General features: G+C 60.2%; 12 protein-coding genes. 4 read left to right on the top strand and 8 right to left on the bottom strand.

What is annotated here, in order from left to right:
* Positions 1-71 precede the first annotated feature (71 nt).
* From fabI to gloB, 8 genes are all read right to left on the bottom strand, one after another.
* On the bottom strand, positions 72-866 hold the full coding sequence (fabI, locus tag ACA055_RS13455) for an enoyl-ACP reductase FabI (protein ID WP_214383772.1): 795 nt from the start codon (positions 864-866) through the stop codon (positions 72-74).
* A gap of 20 nt (positions 867-886) precedes the next feature.
* Positions 887-2,497, bottom strand: a complete 1,611-nt coding sequence (locus tag ACA055_RS13460) for an ABC transporter ATP-binding protein (RefSeq protein WP_497684082.1) — start codon at positions 2,495-2,497, stop codon at positions 887-889.
* 1 nt (position 2,498) lies between these two features.
* A complete protein-coding gene (locus tag ACA055_RS13465) occupies positions 2,499-3,518 on the bottom strand; it encodes an ABC transporter permease (protein ID WP_497684083.1) in 1,020 nt (339 codons plus the stop codon).
* Between the two features lies 1 nt (position 3,519).
* Entirely contained in the window at positions 3,520-4,593 is a 1,074-nt protein-coding gene (locus ACA055_RS13470) for a microcin C ABC transporter permease YejB (protein WP_497684084.1), read from the bottom strand.
* 4 nt (positions 4,594-4,597) lie between these two features.
* Positions 4,598-6,439 (bottom strand): extracellular solute-binding protein, encoded by a 1,842-nt coding sequence (locus ACA055_RS13475; RefSeq protein ID WP_497684085.1) that lies wholly within the window; start codon positions 6,437-6,439, stop codon positions 4,598-4,600.
* A complete protein-coding gene (locus ACA055_RS13480; RefSeq protein ID WP_497684405.1) occupies positions 6,436-8,250 on the bottom strand; it encodes an extracellular solute-binding protein in 1,815 nt (604 codons plus the stop codon). Before ACA055_RS13480 ends, ACA055_RS13475 begins: the two co-directional genes overlap by 4 nt.
* 236 nt (positions 8,251-8,486) lie before the next feature.
* Positions 8,487-9,941: a transglycosylase SLT domain-containing protein gene (locus ACA055_RS13485; protein ID WP_497684086.1), complete on the bottom strand. Its 1,455-nt coding sequence runs from the start codon at positions 9,939-9,941 to the stop codon at positions 8,487-8,489.
* Between the two features lie 99 nt (positions 9,942-10,040).
* Positions 10,041-10,808: a hydroxyacylglutathione hydrolase gene (gene gloB, locus ACA055_RS13490; RefSeq protein ID WP_497684087.1), complete on the bottom strand. Its 768-nt coding sequence runs from the start codon at positions 10,806-10,808 to the stop codon at positions 10,041-10,043.
* Positions 10,809-10,873: 65 nt separating this feature from the next.
* On the opposite strand from gloB, the gene ACA055_RS13495 reads away from it, so the two are divergent.
* The 4 genes from ACA055_RS13495 (at position 10,874) to ACA055_RS13510 (ending at position 15,631) form a co-directional block, all read left to right on the top strand.
* Positions 10,874-11,632: a class I SAM-dependent methyltransferase gene (locus ACA055_RS13495; protein ID WP_497684088.1), complete on the top strand. Its 759-nt coding sequence runs from the start codon at positions 10,874-10,876 to the stop codon at positions 11,630-11,632.
* Between the two features lie 93 nt (positions 11,633-11,725).
* Positions 11,726-12,178: a ribonuclease HI gene (gene rnhA / locus ACA055_RS13500; RefSeq protein WP_008028618.1), complete on the top strand. Its 453-nt coding sequence runs from the start codon at positions 11,726-11,728 to the stop codon at positions 12,176-12,178.
* 247 nt (positions 12,179-12,425) lie between these two features.
* On the top strand, positions 12,426-13,184 hold the full coding sequence (dnaQ, locus tag ACA055_RS13505) for a DNA polymerase III subunit epsilon (RefSeq protein ID WP_497684089.1): 759 nt from the start codon (positions 12,426-12,428) through the stop codon (positions 13,182-13,184).
* Between the two features lie 191 nt (positions 13,185-13,375).
* A complete protein-coding gene (locus ACA055_RS13510) occupies positions 13,376-15,631 on the top strand; it encodes an Orn/Lys/Arg family decarboxylase (protein WP_497684090.1) in 2,256 nt (751 codons plus the stop codon).
* Positions 15,632-15,638: the final 7 nt, after the last annotated feature.

Below are 15,638 nucleotides of genomic sequence, written 5' to 3' on the forward strand. Positions count from 1 at the left end.
GAGTCAGGCCTGGAATCGCAGGCATAAAAAAACCCGCCTGAAGAGGCGGGTTTTTCGTGGCAGGCTGAAGATTACTCTTCGAGGCTGCCCATGGCCGTGGTGTTGAAGCCACCGTCCACGTACATGATTTCGCCGCTGATGCCGGACGCCAGGTCCGAGCACAGGAAGGCGCCGGCGTTGCCGACTTCGTCGATGGTGACGTTACGACGCAGCGGGGTTTGCGCTTCGTTGGCGGCCAGCATCTTGCGGAAGTTCTTGATGCCGGAAGCGGCGAGGGTGCGGATCGGGCCTGCCGATACACAGTTGACGCGGGTGCCGTCCGGGCCCAGGGAGCCGGCCAGGTAACGTACGCCAGCTTCCAGCGAAGCCTTGGCCATGCCCATCACGTTGTAGTTCGGCATGGTGCGCTCGGCACCCAGGTACGACAGGGTCAGCAGGCTGCCGTTACGGCCTTTCATCATTTCGCGACCGGCTTTGGCCAGGGCCACGAAGCTGTAGGCGCTGATGTCGTGAGCGATGCGGAAACCTTCACGGGTGGTGGCTTCGGTGAAGTCGCCGTCCAGTTGGTCGCCCGGGGCGAAGCCGACGGAGTGCACGATGCAATCCAGGCCGTCCCACTTCTTGCTCAACGCTTCAAAGACCTTGGCGATTTCTTCATCGCTGGCCACGTCGCACGGGAAGCACAAGTCAGGGTTGGAACCCCAGCTTTGCGCGAACTCTTCGACACGACCCTTGAGTTTGTCGTTCTGATAAGTGAAGGCAAGCTCAGCGCCCTCGCGATGCATGGCGGCAGCGATGCCGGATGCGATGGACAGCTTGCTGGCGACACCGACGATCAGTACGCGCTTACCGGCGAGAAAACCCATGTGTTGCTCCTCTTTTCAGGTTATTGCGCAGTGGCTGGTGCCAGGAAAGCGGCTTCCAGCAACTGCTGTGTATACGGATGTTGGGGGGCGGCAAAAATACTTTGCGCGTCTCCCTGTTCGACCACTTGGCCTTGCTTGACCACCATCAGCTGGTGGCTCAGCGCTTTGACGACAGCCAGGTCATGGCTGATAAACAGATACGTCAGGTTGTACTTGGTTTGCAGTGAACGCAGCAGCTCCACCACTTGGCGCTGCACTGTCCGGTCGAGGGCCGAGGTCGGCTCGTCCAGCAGAATCAGCGCCGGTTTTAACACTAATGCCCGGGCAATGGCGATTCTCTGCCGTTGCCCACCGGAAAATTCGTGGGGGTAGCGGTTCCGGGTTTCCGGGTCCAGGCCTACCTCCTTCAGTGCCGCAATAATCGCTTGTTCCTGTTCTGCCTCTGTGCCCATCTTGTGGATCCGCAGGCCTTCGCCGACGATCTGGCTCACGCACATCCGTGGACTCAGGCTGCCGAACGGGTCCTGGAACACCACCTGCATCTCCCGCCGCAGCGGCCGAACCTGTTGCTGCGTCAGGCAGTCTAGCTGCTTGCCTTCAAAACGGATGGCGCCTTTGCTGCCGATCAGCCGCAAAATCGCCAGACCGAGTGTCGACTTGCCGGAACCGCTTTCTCCCACGATCCCCAGGGTCTGGCCCTGAGTCAGGCTGAAATTGATGCCGTCTACCGCTTTGACGTAATCCACCGTCTTTTTCAGGAAGCCTTTTTTGATCGGGAACCAGACTTTCAGGTCCTCGACTTGCAGCAGCGGCGGGCCAATGACATTGGTGGCCGGCTTGCCGCTGGGCTCCGCTGCCAGCAGTTCCCGAGTGTACGGATGCTGCGGCGCGCGGAACAACTCTTCGCACGATGCCTGTTCGACGATGCAACCGCGCTGCATGACACATACGCGATGCGCAATTCTTTGAACGAGGTTCAAATCGTGACTGATCAGTAGCAACGCCATGCCCAGTCGGGTCTGCAACTCCTTGAGCAATTCGAGGATTTTCAGCTGAACGGTCACGTCCAGTGCGGTGGTCGGTTCGTCGGCGATCAGCAGTTCCGGCTCGTTGGCCAGGGCCATGGCGATCATCACCCGCTGACGCTGGCCGCCGGACAATTCGTGGGGCAGGGCCTTGAGGCGTTTCTCTGGCTCCGGAATGCCGACCATCTCCAGTAATTCCAGGGTGCGCTTGGTCGCTACTTTGCCGATCAGGCCTTTGTGGATGCCCAGCACCTCGTTGATCTGTTTCTCGATCGAATGCAGCGGATTGAGCGAGGTCATCGGCTCCTGGAAGATCATCGCGATCCGGTTACCACGGATGTGGCGGATGGTTTTCTCTTTCAGGCTCAGCAGGTTTTGCCCGGAATACTCGATGGTGCCGGACGGGTGCCGGGCGAGCGGGTAGGGCAGCAGGCGCAGGATCGAGTGGGCGGTCACCGATTTGCCGGAACCGCTTTCACCCACCAGCGCCAGGGTTTCGCCGCGCTTGATGTCGAAGCTGACACCTTCGACCACTCGCTGGAAGCGATCCCCGACGCCGAATTCGACGGACAGGTCGCGCACTTCGATCAGATTGTCCTGATTCATTTCACTTCCTCGGGTCGAAGGCATCGCGAGCGGACTCGCCGATGAACACCAGCAAACTCAACATCAACGCCAACACCGCAAACGCGCTCATACCGAGCCACGGCGCCTGCAGGTTGGATTTGCCCTGGGCCACCAGCTCACCCAGGGACGGCGCGCCGGGCGGCAGGCCGAAGCCGAGGAAATCCAGGGCGGTCAGGGTGCCAATGGCGCCGGTCAGGATGAACGGCATGAAGGTCATGGTCGAGACCATGGCGTTGGGCAGGATGTGACGGAACATGATCGCACCGTTCTGCATCCCCAACGCCCGGGCCGCGCGCACGTATTCGAGGTTACGCCCGCGCAGGAACTCGGCGCGGACCACGTCCACCAGGCTCATCCACGAGAACAACAGCATGATCCCCAGCAACCACCAGAAATTCGGCTGGACGAAACTGGCCAGGATGATCAGCAAGTACAACACCGGCAACCCGGACCAGATCTCCAGGAACCGCTGCCCGGCCAGATCGACCCAGCCGCCATAGAAACCCTGCAACGCGCCGGCGATCACGCCGATGATCGAGCTGAGGATGGTCAGGGTCAGGGCGAACAGCACCGAAATCCGGAAGCCGTAAATCACCCGGGCCAGCACGTCGCGGCCCTGATCGTCGGTGCCCAGTAAGTTGTCCGTTGACGGTGGCGCCGGCGCCGGGACTTTCAGGTCGTAGTTGATGCTCTGGTAGCTGTAGGGAATCGGCGCCCACACCACCCAGGCGTCCTTGGCCTTGAGCAGCTCGCGGATGTACGGGCTCTTGTAGTTGGCTTCCAGCGGGAATTCGCCGCCGAACGCGGTTTCCGGGTAGCGCTTGAGCGCCGGGAAGTACCAACCGTTGTCGTAATGCACCACCAGCGGTTTGTCGTTGGCGATCAGTTCGGCGCCGAGGCTCAGGCCGAACAGCAGCAGGAACAGCCACAGCGACCACCAGCCACGCTTGTTGGCCTTGAACAGTTCGAAGCGTCGGCGATTAAGAGGGGACAGGGTCATCTCACTGCTCCCGGCTTTCGAAGTCGATGCGCGGATCGACAAAGGTGTACGTGAGATCGCCGATCAGCTTCACCACCAACCCCAGCAGGGTGAAGATGAACAGTGTGCCGAAGACCACCGGGTAATCGCGGTTGATCGCGGCTTCAAAGCTCATCAGGCCGAGGCCGTCGAGGGAGAAGATCACTTCCACCAGCAACGAGCCGGTGAAGAAGATGCCGATGAACGCCGAGGGGAACCCGGCAATCACCAGCAGCATCGCGTTTCGGAACACATGGCCGTAGAGCACGCGGTGGTTGGTCAGGCCCTTGGCCCTGGCGGTGACCACGTACTGTTTGTTGATCTCGTCGAGGAAGCTGTTTTTGGTCAGCAGGGTCATGGTCGCGAAGTTGCCGATCACCAGCGCGGTCACCGGCAAGGCCAGGTGCCAGAAGTAGTCGAGGATCTTGCCGCCCATGCTCAGCTCATCGAAATTGTTAGAGGTCAGCCCCCGTAGCGGGAACCAGTCGAAATAGCTGCCACCGGCGAACACCACGATCAGCAGGATGGCGAACAGAAACGCCGGGATCGCATACCCGACGATGATCGCCGAACTGGTCCAGACGTCGAAGTGGCTGCCATGTCGAGTGGCCTTGGCGATCCCCAGCGGGATCGACACCAGGTACATGATCAGGGTGCTCCACAGCCCGAGGGAGATCGACACCGGCATCTTTTCCTTGATCAGGTCGATAACCTTGGCGTCGCGGAAGAAGCTATCGCCGAAATCCAGGGTGGCGTAGTTCTTGATCATGATCCACAAACGTTCTGGCGCCGATTTGTCGAAGCCGTACATGTGCTCGATTTCCTTCACCAACGCCGGGTCCAGGCCTTGGGCGCCACGATAGGCCGAGCCGGCCACCGAGACTTCCGCGCCGCCACCGGCGATGCGGCTGGTGGCGCCTTCGAAGCCTTCGAGCTTGGCGATCATCTGTTCCACAGGCCCGCCGGGCGCGGCCTGGATGATCACGAAGTTGATCAGCAAAATGCCGAGCAAGGTCGGGATGATCAGCAGCAGTCGCCGAAAAATATACGCCAGCATCTGATTACTCCGTGCCCGCAGGGTCGGCTTGCAGTTTGGTTTCGATTTCTATCGCCGGTTTGGCATCGGGCTTGATCCACCAGGTGGAGATGCCGATGTCATATTTGGGCGAGACCTTTGGATGACCGATGTGGTTCCAGTAAGCCACCCGCCAGGTCTTGATGTGCCAGTTGGGGATCACGTAATAGCCCCATTGCAGCACGCGGTCCAGCGCGCGGGCATGAGCCACCAGGCTTTTGCGCGAGTCGGCGTTGATCAGTTGCTCGACCAGTTGGTCCACCACCGGGTCTTTCAGGCCCATGGAATTGCGGCTGCCGGGTTTGTCCGCGGCGGCGGACATCCAGAATTCGCGCTGTTCGTTGCCCGGAGAGTTGGACTGCGGGAAGCTGCCGACAATCATGTCGAAATCCCGTGAGCGTACGCGGTTGATGTACTGCGAGACGTCGACCCGGCGGATCACCAGTTCGATGCCAAGGTCACTCAAGTTGCGCTTGAACGGGAGCAACACCCGCTCGAATTCGGTCTGGGCCAGCAGGAATTCGAGGGTCACCGGTTTGCCGGTGGCGTCGACCATTTTGTCATCGACGATGCGCCAGCCGGCCTCTTGCAGCAATTGATAGGCCTTGCGTTGCTGGGAGCGGATCATGCCGCTGCCGTCGGTGGCCGGGTTCTCAAAGGCCTCGCAGAACACCTGCGCCGGCAGCTGGCTGCGGAATGGGTCGAGGATCGCCAGTTGATCGGCATCCGGCAGGCCGGTGGCGGCCATTTCCGAGTTCTCGAAATAACTGCGGGTGCGCACGTAGGCGCCGTTGAACAATTGCTTGTTGGTCCATTCGAAGTCGAGCAACAGGGTCAGCGCCTGGCGCACGCGCACGTCCTGGAACACCGGGCGGCGCAGGTTGAACACGAAGCCCTGCATGCCGGTGGGGTTGCCGTTGGGGATCTGTTCCTTGATCAAACGACCCTCGGTGACCGCCGGGACGTTGTAGGCATTGGCCCAGTTCTTCGCGGCCATCTCCAGCCAGTAATCGAACTGACCGGCCTTGAGCGCTTCGAGGGCCACGGTATTGTCGCGATAGTAATCGGTGGTCATCACATCGAAATTGTAGAAACCGCGATTCACCGGCAGGTCCTTGGCCCAGTAATCCTTGACCCGCTCATAGCGAACCGAACGCCCGGCCTTCACCTCACTGACCTTGTAGGGGCCGCTGCCCAACGGCATTTCCAGGTTGCCCTTGTTGAAGTCGCGGGTCGCCCACCAGTGCTTGGGCAGCACTGGCAGTTGGCCGAGGATCAGTGGCAGCTCGCGGTTGTTGTTGTGCTTGAATTTGAACAGCACCTTGAGCGGGTCTTCGGCGATCACTTCGGCCACATCGCTGTAGTAACCGCGGTACAGCGGCGCACCGTCCTTGATCAACGTCTGGAAACTGAACACCACGTCCTCGGCACGCATCGGATGACCGTCGTGGAAACGCGCCTCAGGACGCAGGTAGAAGCGCACCCAGCTGTTATCCGGGGCTTTTTCGATCTTGCCGGCCACCAGCCCGTATTCGGTGAATGGTTCATCCAGGCCCTGTCTGGCCAGGGTGTCGTAGATGATGCCAATGTCGTCGGCCGGCACTCCCTTGCTGATAAACGGGTTGAGGCTGTCGAAGCCGCCGAAACCTGCCTGGCGAAAGATTCCGCCCTTGGGTGCATCCGGGTTGACGTAGTCGAAGTGCTTGAAGTCGGCCGGGTATTTCGGTGGCTCGTTGTACAGGGTCAGGGCATGTTGCGGGGCGGCGCAGGCCAGCCCGGCGAACAACAGACCGCTGGCCTGCAACAGCAGGGCGCGTATGGGTTTCATCGATCTTTCTCCGAAGATTTCAGCCACCACGCGTTCAGGCCCAGGGTGTAGGGCGGCGTTGTGACAAAGGCAAACCGGTTGCGGTAAGCCAGGCGGTGATAATTGAGGTACCAATTGGGAATGATGTAGTGCTGCCACAGCAGCACTCGGTCCAGGGCTTTGCCGGCGGCAACCTGTTCATCGCGGGTCTGGGCGGCGAGCAATTGTTCTAGCAAATGATCGACCACCGGGTTGGCGATCCCCGCGTAGTTTTTGCTGCCCTTGACCCCGACCTGGCTGGAATGAAAGTACTGCCATTGCTCCAGGCCCGGGCTGAGCGTCTGGCCGAGGGTCATCAGGATCATGTCGAAGTCGAACTGATCGAGGCGCTGCTTGTATTGGGCGCGGTCGACGGTGCGCAGCCGAGCATCGATGCCAATGCTGGCGAGGTTCTCGACATAAGGCTGAAGGATTCGCTCCAGGTTCGGATTGACCAGCAGGATCTCCAGACGCAGCGGTTGCCCCGCGGTGTTCTGTACATGCTGGCCGCTCAGCTTCCAGCCGGCCTCGGCAAGCAGGCTCAGGGCCTTGCGCATGGTTTCCCGCGGAATGCCGCGCCCTTGGGTCTGCGGCAGGCTGAACGGCTCGGTGAGCAGCTTGGCGGGCAATTGTTCACGATACGGCTTGAGCATCAGCCATTCATGGCCGACCGGCAGGCCGGTGGCGGAAAATTCGCTGTTGGGGTAGTAGCTCATGGCACGTTTATAAGCGCCGCTGAACAGCGTGCGATTGGTCCACTCGAAATCGAACATCAGCCCCAGCGCTTCACGAACCCTGGCGTCGGAGAACGCCGGGCGGCGGCTGTTCATGAACAGGCCCTGGCTCTGGGTCGGGATCTGGTGTGGAATCTGCGCCTTGATGACATCGCCGCGACGCACCGCCGGGAAGTGGTAGCCGTTTTGCCAGTTCTTCGCCTGGTGCTCGATGTAGATGTCGAACTCGCCGGCCTTGAAGGCTTCGAACGCGACGTCGCTGTCGCGGTAGAACTCGACGTCCATGCGGTCGACGTTGTACTTGCCACGATTGACCGCCAGGTCCTTGCCCCAGTAATCCTTGACCCGTTCGAAGACGATAGCCCGGCCGGGCGTTACCGACGTGATGCGATACGGGCCGCTGCCCAGCGGCGGTTCGAAGGTGGTGGCCTTGAAGTCACGACCTTTCCAGTAATGCTGCGCCAGCACCGGCAACTCGCCCAAGCGCAGGATCAGCAAGGGATTGCCGGCGCGCTTGAAGACGAAACGGATGCGATGCGGGTTGAGGATATCGACCCGCGACACTTCCTGAAGATTGGTGCGGTACTGCGGGTGACCTTCCTTGAGCAGCAAACGGTAGGAAAATGCCACGTCGTACGCGGTAATCGGTGTGCCATCGTGGAACCGCGCTTCGGGGCGCAGGTTGAACACCACCCAGCTGCGGTCCTCGCTGTACTCCACTGATTGGGCGATCAGGCCATAACTGGATGTCGGCTCATCGCCGGACGGCGCGTACTGGCCGGTGCCGACCATCAGCGGTTCATTGAGCTCGTTGATGCCGTATTGCAGGAAGTTCGGTGTGGAAACCGGGCTTGACCCCTTGAAGGTGTAAGGGTTGAGTGTATCGAAGGTGCCAAACGCCATCACCCGCAACGTACCGCCCTTGGGCGCTTGCGGGTTGACCCAGTCGAAGTGGGTAAATCTGGCCGGGTACTTGAGCGTGCCGAACTGCGCATAACCGTGGCTTTCGCTGATCGTCGCGCTTGCGGTGGAGCTCAAGGCCAGGCTGATCAGGAACAGGAGGAGGGGACGCTTCAAGTCAGAGATCCGATCCAGGCGGCTTGGGCTTTGTGGGCCGTACAGTAACAGCTTGTATCGACAGGAAAAAGACGGGGGCTTAATGCGTGGTTAATTGCTGGCGCGATCGGCTTGGCGTAGAACCTGTGGGAGCGAGCTTGCTCCCACAGGAATTGCATTCACGCCAGAGAAACCGGGTTGCAGGCAAAAAAAGCCCCTGAAAATCAGGGGTTCGTTTTTTAGTGCGGATTGGAAACCGTCAGCATCTGCCCCGGCTTCAGCGCCTGGCCAACACGAGGGTTCCAGCGCTTGAGGTGCTGCATTTCAACATTGAAGCGTTTGGCGACCATGTACAGCGAATCGCCTTGCTTGACCTTGTATTGGGTCTGTTGCGTCTTGCTGGTTGCCTTGCTGTTGCCCTTGCTGTTCGCTGCCACCACGGTGTTGACGCGTCCGGCGCTGCGTTTGGTGGTGTCCTGCATCACCAGGGTCTGGCCGACTTTAAGGTTCTTGCCGGTCATCTTGTTCCAGCGCTGCAGGTCCTTGACGTCGACTTTGTTGGCCTTGGCGATGGTGCCGAGATTGTCGCCGCGCTTGACTCGGTAGGCACGCTTGAGACTGGCGACTTCGGTGCTGTCCGCTCCGTCGAAGACCGGCTTGAGCGACTTCTTGCTGATCAACTCATCAGGACGCATGGTCGACAGGCTGGCGGTCAGCAGTTGCGCCTTGGACGTCGGCACCAGCAAATGCTGAGGGCCGTCGATGGTGGTGCGTTGCTTGAAGGCCGGGTTGAGCTGGAACAGTTCGTCTTCGTCGATGTTGGCCACCGCGGCAACCTTGGACAGGTCCATGCGCTGGTTGATTTCGACGACCTGGAAGTACGGTTCGTTGGCGATCGGGTTGAGGTTCACGCCATAGGCTTCGGGTGCCAGAACCACTTGCGACAAGGCCAGCAACTTGGGCACGTAAGCCTGGGTTTCGGCGGGCAGGGGCAGGTTCCAGTAATCGGTCGGCAGCCCCAGCTTCTCGTTGCGCTCGATGGCCCGGCTGACCGTGCCTTCCCCGGCATTGTAGGCCGCCAGTGCCAGCAACCAGTCACCGTTGAACATGTCGTGCAGGCGGGTCAGGTAATCCATGGCCGCGGTGGTCGAGGCGGTGATGTCGCGGCGGCCATCGTAGAAGCGGGTTTGACGCAGGTTGAAGTAACGCCCGGTGGAAGGGATGAATTGCCAAAGACCCACCGCGTTGGCCCGGGAATAGGCCATCGGGTTGTAGGCGCTTTCAATCACTGGCAGCAGCGCCAGTTCCAGCGGCATGTTGCGTTCTTCAAGGCGTTCGACGATGTAATGAATGTAGAGGCTGCCGCGTTCGCCGGCGTTTTCGAGGAAGGACGGATTGCTGGCGAACCACAGGCGCTGTTGCTCGATACGCGGGTTGACGCCCACGTTGTCCTGCAACTGGAAGCCTTGGCGCATGCGCTCCCAGACGTCCTGCGGGATTTGCGGTGTTGGTTTTTCGGTAAGCCAGATAGGTTTCTGCTTGGCTCGAGCGGCGATATTCGGCGTGTGTGTCGCTTCGGTTTGCGGCACATGGCTCGAGCAGCCCGCCAATGTGGCGGACACAGCCACCGCGATGGCTTGAGCCAAGCGGGTCAATGCGTCTGAATTGATGGCTTTGCGAATAGATGACGACATTGGCTGGAAGTAAGTTCCGGGCAAAAATGTCGGGCGATTCTAGAAAGCGCACCCCCTGCGGTCAACCATTCAGAATTTTTGTACCATCAGGCAATCCTCTTAGAACTTATCTTTCCAAGCACGAAGAGCAGCAAAAACCGCACTGGGAGCCCTGGTTTGAGTTCCGTTCCGTTCGTCCACTTTTTCTTTAACGGATGTTTCTCCTGTGCGCAGAAACGGATTTGTGCGTTTTTCCAGGGCCAGCGTGGAGGGCAGTGTAATGATCCCGGCTTCCCGTTGTTGAGCGACTTTGGCCAGCCGATGGGCGATGTCAGGATTGCCAGGTTCGACCGCTGCGGCGAAGCGCAGATTGCTCAAAGTGTATTCGTGGGCGCAGTAGACTTGCGTGTCTTCTGGGAGGCCTGCGAGCCGCGTCAGCGAGGCGTGCATTTGTTCCGGCGTACCTTCGAACAAGCGCCCACAACCGGCGGCGAACAGGGTGTCTCCGCAAAACAAATGGCCGTGGTGATAAAAAGCGATGTGCCCAAGCGTATGGCCAGGGACTTCGATGACGTCGAAGTCGCAGCCCAGCACGTTGATCCGGTCGTTGTCCTTGAGCGCAACATCTCGCACAGGGATCGTTTCGCTGGCCGGGCCGTAGACGTTCGCGTCCGTCGCTTTTTTCAGCTCATCGACGCCGCCGACGTGGTCATGATGATGGTGAGTGATCAAAATATCGCTCAATATCCATTGCGGATTTGCCGCAAGCCAGGCCTGCACCGGCGCGGCATCGCCCGGATCGACCACGGCGCAGCGCCGGGTGTCGGGGTCTTGTAACAACCAGATGTAGTTGTCGGTGAAGGCGGGCAGGGCTGTGATCTGTATCATCGTCGGATTCGCCAAGCGGTAAACAATGGCGCATCTTAGAACTTCCTGGCGCGTTGGAGAATGCAATGACCGATAAAGCGTTCGCTCAGGCTGATCCTGACTGGCTGGCGTTGATCAGCGCGGCCCGTGAATGGCTGTCCGGCCCGATCGGGCAATTTTTGCTGGACGAAGAACGGCGCATGCTCGAAGACGAGCTGGGGCGCTTCTTCGGTGGTTACCTGGTGCATTACGGCCCGTCGGCGCAAACGCCGCCGTCGGCGCCGCAAGTCCAGCGCAACGTGCGCCTCGGCGCGCCGTTGCCGGGAGTCGAGATCGTCTGCGAAGAACAGGCTTGGCCGTTGAGCGAGCATGCCGCCGATGTCGTGGTGTTGCAGCACGGGCTGGACTTCTGCCTGTCGCCCCACGGATTGCTGCGCGAAGCAGCGAGCAGTGTGCGGCCCGGCGGGCATCTGGTGATCATCGGGATCAATCCCTGGAGCACCTGGGGCTTGCGTCACGTCTTCGCCCACGATGCCTTGCGCAAGGCCCGTTGCATTTCCCCGTCTCGGGTCGGCGACTGGCTGAATCTGCTGGGTTTCGCGCTGGAGAAACGCCGCTTCGGGTGCTATCGTCCGCCGCTTGCGTCACCCGCCTGGCAGGCCCGCCTGGCCGGTTGGGAGCGCAAGGCCGGTGACTGGCAACTGTCTGGCGGCGGCTTCTATTTATTGGTGGCGCGCAAGATCGTCGTCGGCCTGCGTCCGGTTCGTCAGGAGCGACGCGAACCGATGGGCAAACTGATTCCGCTGCCGATGGCTAAGGTCAACCGTCGTCGCATCGATCCGTAAAACACACTTTTATATTCCCGGCCGGGTTTGCCCCGGCCTCGGGCATCGTCGGTCACCGATCGGCGAGCCACCGCATTTTCTGGATAGATTGGCATGAGCGATAGCGTAGAACTCTTCACCGACGGCGCCTGCAAAGGCAATCCCGGCCCAGGCGGCTGGGGGGCATTGCTGGTGTGCAAGGGCGTGGAAAAAGAACTCTGGGGCGGCGAAGCCAACACCACCAACAACCGCATGGAGCTGATGGGCGCGATCCGCGGCCTGGAAGAACTTAAGCGCTCCTGTGACGTACTGCTGGTGACCGACTCCCAGTACGTGATGAAAGGCATCAATGAGTGGATGGACAACTGGAAAAAGCGCGGCTGGAAAACCGCTGCGAAAGAACCGGTTAAAAACGCCGACCTTTGGAAGCTGCTCGACGAGCAGGTGAACCGCCACAACGTCACCTGGAAATGGGTGCGCGGGCATATCGGCCACCACGGCAACGAACGCGCCGACCAACTGGCCAACCGTGGCGTGGATGAAGTGCGTGGGTACAAGCAGGCCTGATCCCTGCATTAGCGATGCACCGCGTCGCGGCCTTCGCGAGCAAGCCCGCTCCCACATTGGATCTCGGTCGAATGTGGGAGCGGGCTTGCTCGCGAAGAACGATGACACGATGTTCCTGACTGACCTCGGTCTGGGGCGCGGACAAACCCGGCTCCTACAGAACCTCGCCGCATCAAAATGGCTTCAGCCAGCTGCCGTGTTAATATCGCCGCTTTTGCACGAATGACCCGTTGAGAGCTGAGCACTGATGGCCACCAGATCCGTTGTACTCGATACCGAAACCACCGGCATGCCGGTGACCGACGGCCACCGGATTATCGAAATCGGTTGTGTCGAGTTGATCGGTCGGCGCCTGACGGGCCGGCATTTTCACGTTTACCTGCAACCGGACCGCGAAAGCGATGAAGGCGCCATCGGCGTCCACGGCATCACCAACGAATTCCTGGTGGGCAAACCGCGTTTCAATGAAGTGGCCGATGAGTTCTTCGAATTCATCAAGGGCGCGCAGCTGATCATTCACAACGCGGCGTTTGACGTTGGTTTCATCAACAACGAATTCGCCCTGATGGGCCATCAGGATCGCGCAGACATCACGCGACACTGCTCGATCCTCGATACCCTGATGATGGCCCGGGAACGTCACCCGGGGCAGCGCAACAGCCTTGACGCCTTGTGCAAACGTTATGGCGTCGATAACTCTGGCCGTGAACTGCACGGCGCCTTGCTCGACTCCGAGATTCTCGCCGACGTTTACCTGACCATGACCGGTGGCCAGACCAGCCTGTCCCTGGCCGGTAATGCCTCCGATGGCAACGGTTCCGGTGAAGGCGCGGACAACTCCGCTACTGAAATCCGTCGTCTGCCGGTCGATCGCCAGCCGACGCGAATCATCCGTGCCAGCGAAGATGACCTGGCCCAGCATGTGGCTCGCCTGGAAGCCATCGCCAAATCCGCCGGTGCTCCATCGCTTTGGCAGCAACTGGCCGAGGCCAAGGCTCAGGCCTGATTCGCCGGTTTCAAGTGAAAGGTTTTTTGTGGCGAGGGCGCTTGCTCCCTCGCCACAGACAAGCCCTATTGCCACATTTGAGTGCAGGGACTGACCCGCTTCAGGGCATCGACGCTCGCCACATTCACTCCAACCCTCTACCCTGAGGTTATTGGCCGACCACGGTCCGCCGCCTCAGGACACTGAGCCTCATGTACAAAGATTTGAAATTCCCGGTCCTGATCGTCCATCGCGACATCAAGGCCGACACGGTTGCCGGTGATCGCGTGCGTGGCATCGCCCGGGAGCTGGAGCAGGAAGGTTTCAGTATCGTTTCGGCGGTGGATTACGCCGAAGGGCGGCTGGTCGCTTCGACCCATCACGGTCTGTCCTGCATGTTGATTGCTTCTGAAGACGCCAGTACGAATTCTCATTTGTTACAGAACATGGCTGAGTTGATCGGCCTGGCGCGGGTGCGTGCCCCGGATTTGCCGATCTTCGCCCTGGGCGAACAGGTAACGCTGGAGAACGCTCCCGCCGACGCCATGGCCGAGCTCAATCAGCTGCGCGGCATTCTTTATTTGTTCGAAGACACGGTGCCGTTCCTCGCCCGGCAAGTGGCCCGCGCCGCGCGCAAATACCTGGATGGTCTGCTGCCACCGTTTTTCAAGGCGTTGGTGCAACACACGGCCGACTCCAATTATTCCTGGCACACGCCCGGTCATGGCGGCGGCGTGGCTTACCACAAGAGCCCCGTGGGGCAGGCGTTTCACCAGTTTTTTGGAGAAAACACCCTGCGTTCGGATTTGTCAGTGTCGGTGCCGGAGCTGGGTTCACTGCTCGATCACACCGGCCCTCTGGAAGAAGCGGAAGCCCGTGCGGCCCGTAACTTCGGCGCCGATCACACCTTTTTCGTGATCAATGGCACCTCGACTGCCAACAAGATCGTCTGGCATTCGATGGTCGCTCGCGATGATCTGGTGCTGGTGGATCGCAATTGCCACAAGTCGGTGCTGCATTCGATCATCATGACCGGCGCCATCCCGTTGTACCTGTGCCCGGAGCGCAACGAACTGGGGATCATCGGTCCGATTCCCTTGAGCGAGTTCAGCCGCGAATCAATCCAGGCCAAGATCGACGCCAGCCCGCTGACCAAGGGCCGAGCGCCCAAGGTCAAGTTGGCGGTGATCACCAACTCGACTTATGACGGCCTTTGCTACAACGCCGAGTTGATCAAGCAGAACCTGGGCAACAGCGTCGAGGTCCTGCACTTCGACGAAGCCTGGTACGCCTATGCGGCGTTTCACGAATTTTTCGCCGGGCGTTATGGCATGGGCACTTCCCGCAGCGAAGACAGCCCGCTGGTGTTTACTACTCATTCCACCCACAAACTGCTGGCCGCGTTCAGCCAGGCCTCGATGATTCACGTGCAGGATGGCGGTGCGCGGCAGCTCGACCGCGATCGCTTCAACGAAGCCTTCATGATGCATATCTCCACCTCGCCGCAGTACAGCATCATCGCTTCGCTGGATGTGGCGTCAGCCATGATGGAAGGCCCGGCCGGGCGTTCACTGTTGCAGGAAATGTTCGACGAGGCCCTGAGCTTTCGCCGTGCCCTGGCCAACCTGCGTCAGCACATTGACGCAGATGACTGGTGGTTTTCTATCTGGCAGCCGCCTTCGGTGGAAGGTATCGAGCGGGTCGTGACCGAAGACTGGCTCCTGCAACCCGACGCTGACTGGCACGGGTTTGGCGGCGTGACCGATGACTACGTGCTGCTCGACCCGATCAAGGTCACCCTGGTAATGCCAGGCCTGACCGCTGGCGGCGCCCTCAGCGAGCGGGGGATTCCGGCGGCAGTGGTCAGCAAATTCCTCTGGGAGCGCGGACTGGTCGTCGAGAAGACCGGGCTGTATTCGTTCCTGGTGTTGTTCTCCATGGGCATCACCAAGGGCAAATGGAGCACGTTGCTGACCGAGTTGCTGGAATTCAAGCGCAGCTACGATGCCAACGTCAGTCTTGCAACGTGCCTGCCTTGCGTGGCGCAACAGCATGGCGCGCGGTATCAAGGCATGGGCCTGCGCGATCTGTGCGATCAATTGCACGTCTGCTATCGCAGCAATGCCACGGCCAAACACCTCAAGCGCATGTACACGGTGTTGCCGGAAATCGCCATGAAGCCAGCGGACGCCTATGATCAATTGGTGCGGGGTGAAGTTGAAGCGGTATCGATCGATGCTCTGGATGGGCGGATCGCAGCGGTAATGCTTGTGCCATACCCGCCGGGGATCCCGTTGATCATGCCCGGCGAGCGTTTCACTGAGTCGACCCGCTCGATCATTGACTACCTGGCGTTCGCCCGTACGTTCGACAGCAGTTTTCCAGGGTTTGTCGCTGATGTGCACGGCTTGCAACACGAAGACGAGGGCAATGGACGGCATTACACCGTCGATTGCATCAAGGAATGAGGACCTT

It is taken from the genome of Pseudomonas sp. LBUM1657 (genome assembly GCF_059716075.1).

Coding starts and splice junctions, on each gene's coding strand:
- fabI (WP_214383772.1), bottom strand. CDS start 866: ATGGGTTTTCTCGCCGGTAAGCGCGTACTGATCGTCGGTGTCGCCAGC.
- ACA055_RS13460 (WP_497684082.1), bottom strand. CDS start 2,497: ATGAATCAGGACAATCTGATCGAAGTGCGCGACCTGTCCGTCGAATTC.
- ACA055_RS13465 (WP_497684083.1), bottom strand. CDS start 3,518: ATGACCCTGTCCCCTCTTAATCGCCGACGCTTCGAACTGTTCAAGGCC.
- ACA055_RS13470 (WP_497684084.1), bottom strand. CDS start 4,593: ATGCTGGCGTATATTTTTCGGCGACTGCTGCTGATCATCCCGACCTTG.
- ACA055_RS13475 (WP_497684085.1), bottom strand. CDS start 6,439: ATGAAACCCATACGCGCCCTGCTGTTGCAGGCCAGCGGTCTGTTGTTC.
- ACA055_RS13485 (WP_497684086.1), bottom strand. CDS start 9,941: ATGTCGTCATCTATTCGCAAAGCCATCAATTCAGACGCATTGACCCGC.
- gloB (WP_497684087.1), bottom strand. CDS start 10,808: ATGATACAGATCACAGCCCTGCCCGCCTTCACCGACAACTACATCTGG.
- ACA055_RS13495 (WP_497684088.1), top strand. CDS start 10,874: ATGACCGATAAAGCGTTCGCTCAGGCTGATCCTGACTGGCTGGCGTTG.
- rnhA (WP_008028618.1), top strand. CDS start 11,726: ATGAGCGATAGCGTAGAACTCTTCACCGACGGCGCCTGCAAAGGCAAT.
- dnaQ (WP_497684089.1), top strand. CDS start 12,426: ATGGCCACCAGATCCGTTGTACTCGATACCGAAACCACCGGCATGCCG.
- ACA055_RS13510 (WP_497684090.1), top strand. CDS start 13,376: ATGTACAAAGATTTGAAATTCCCGGTCCTGATCGTCCATCGCGACATC.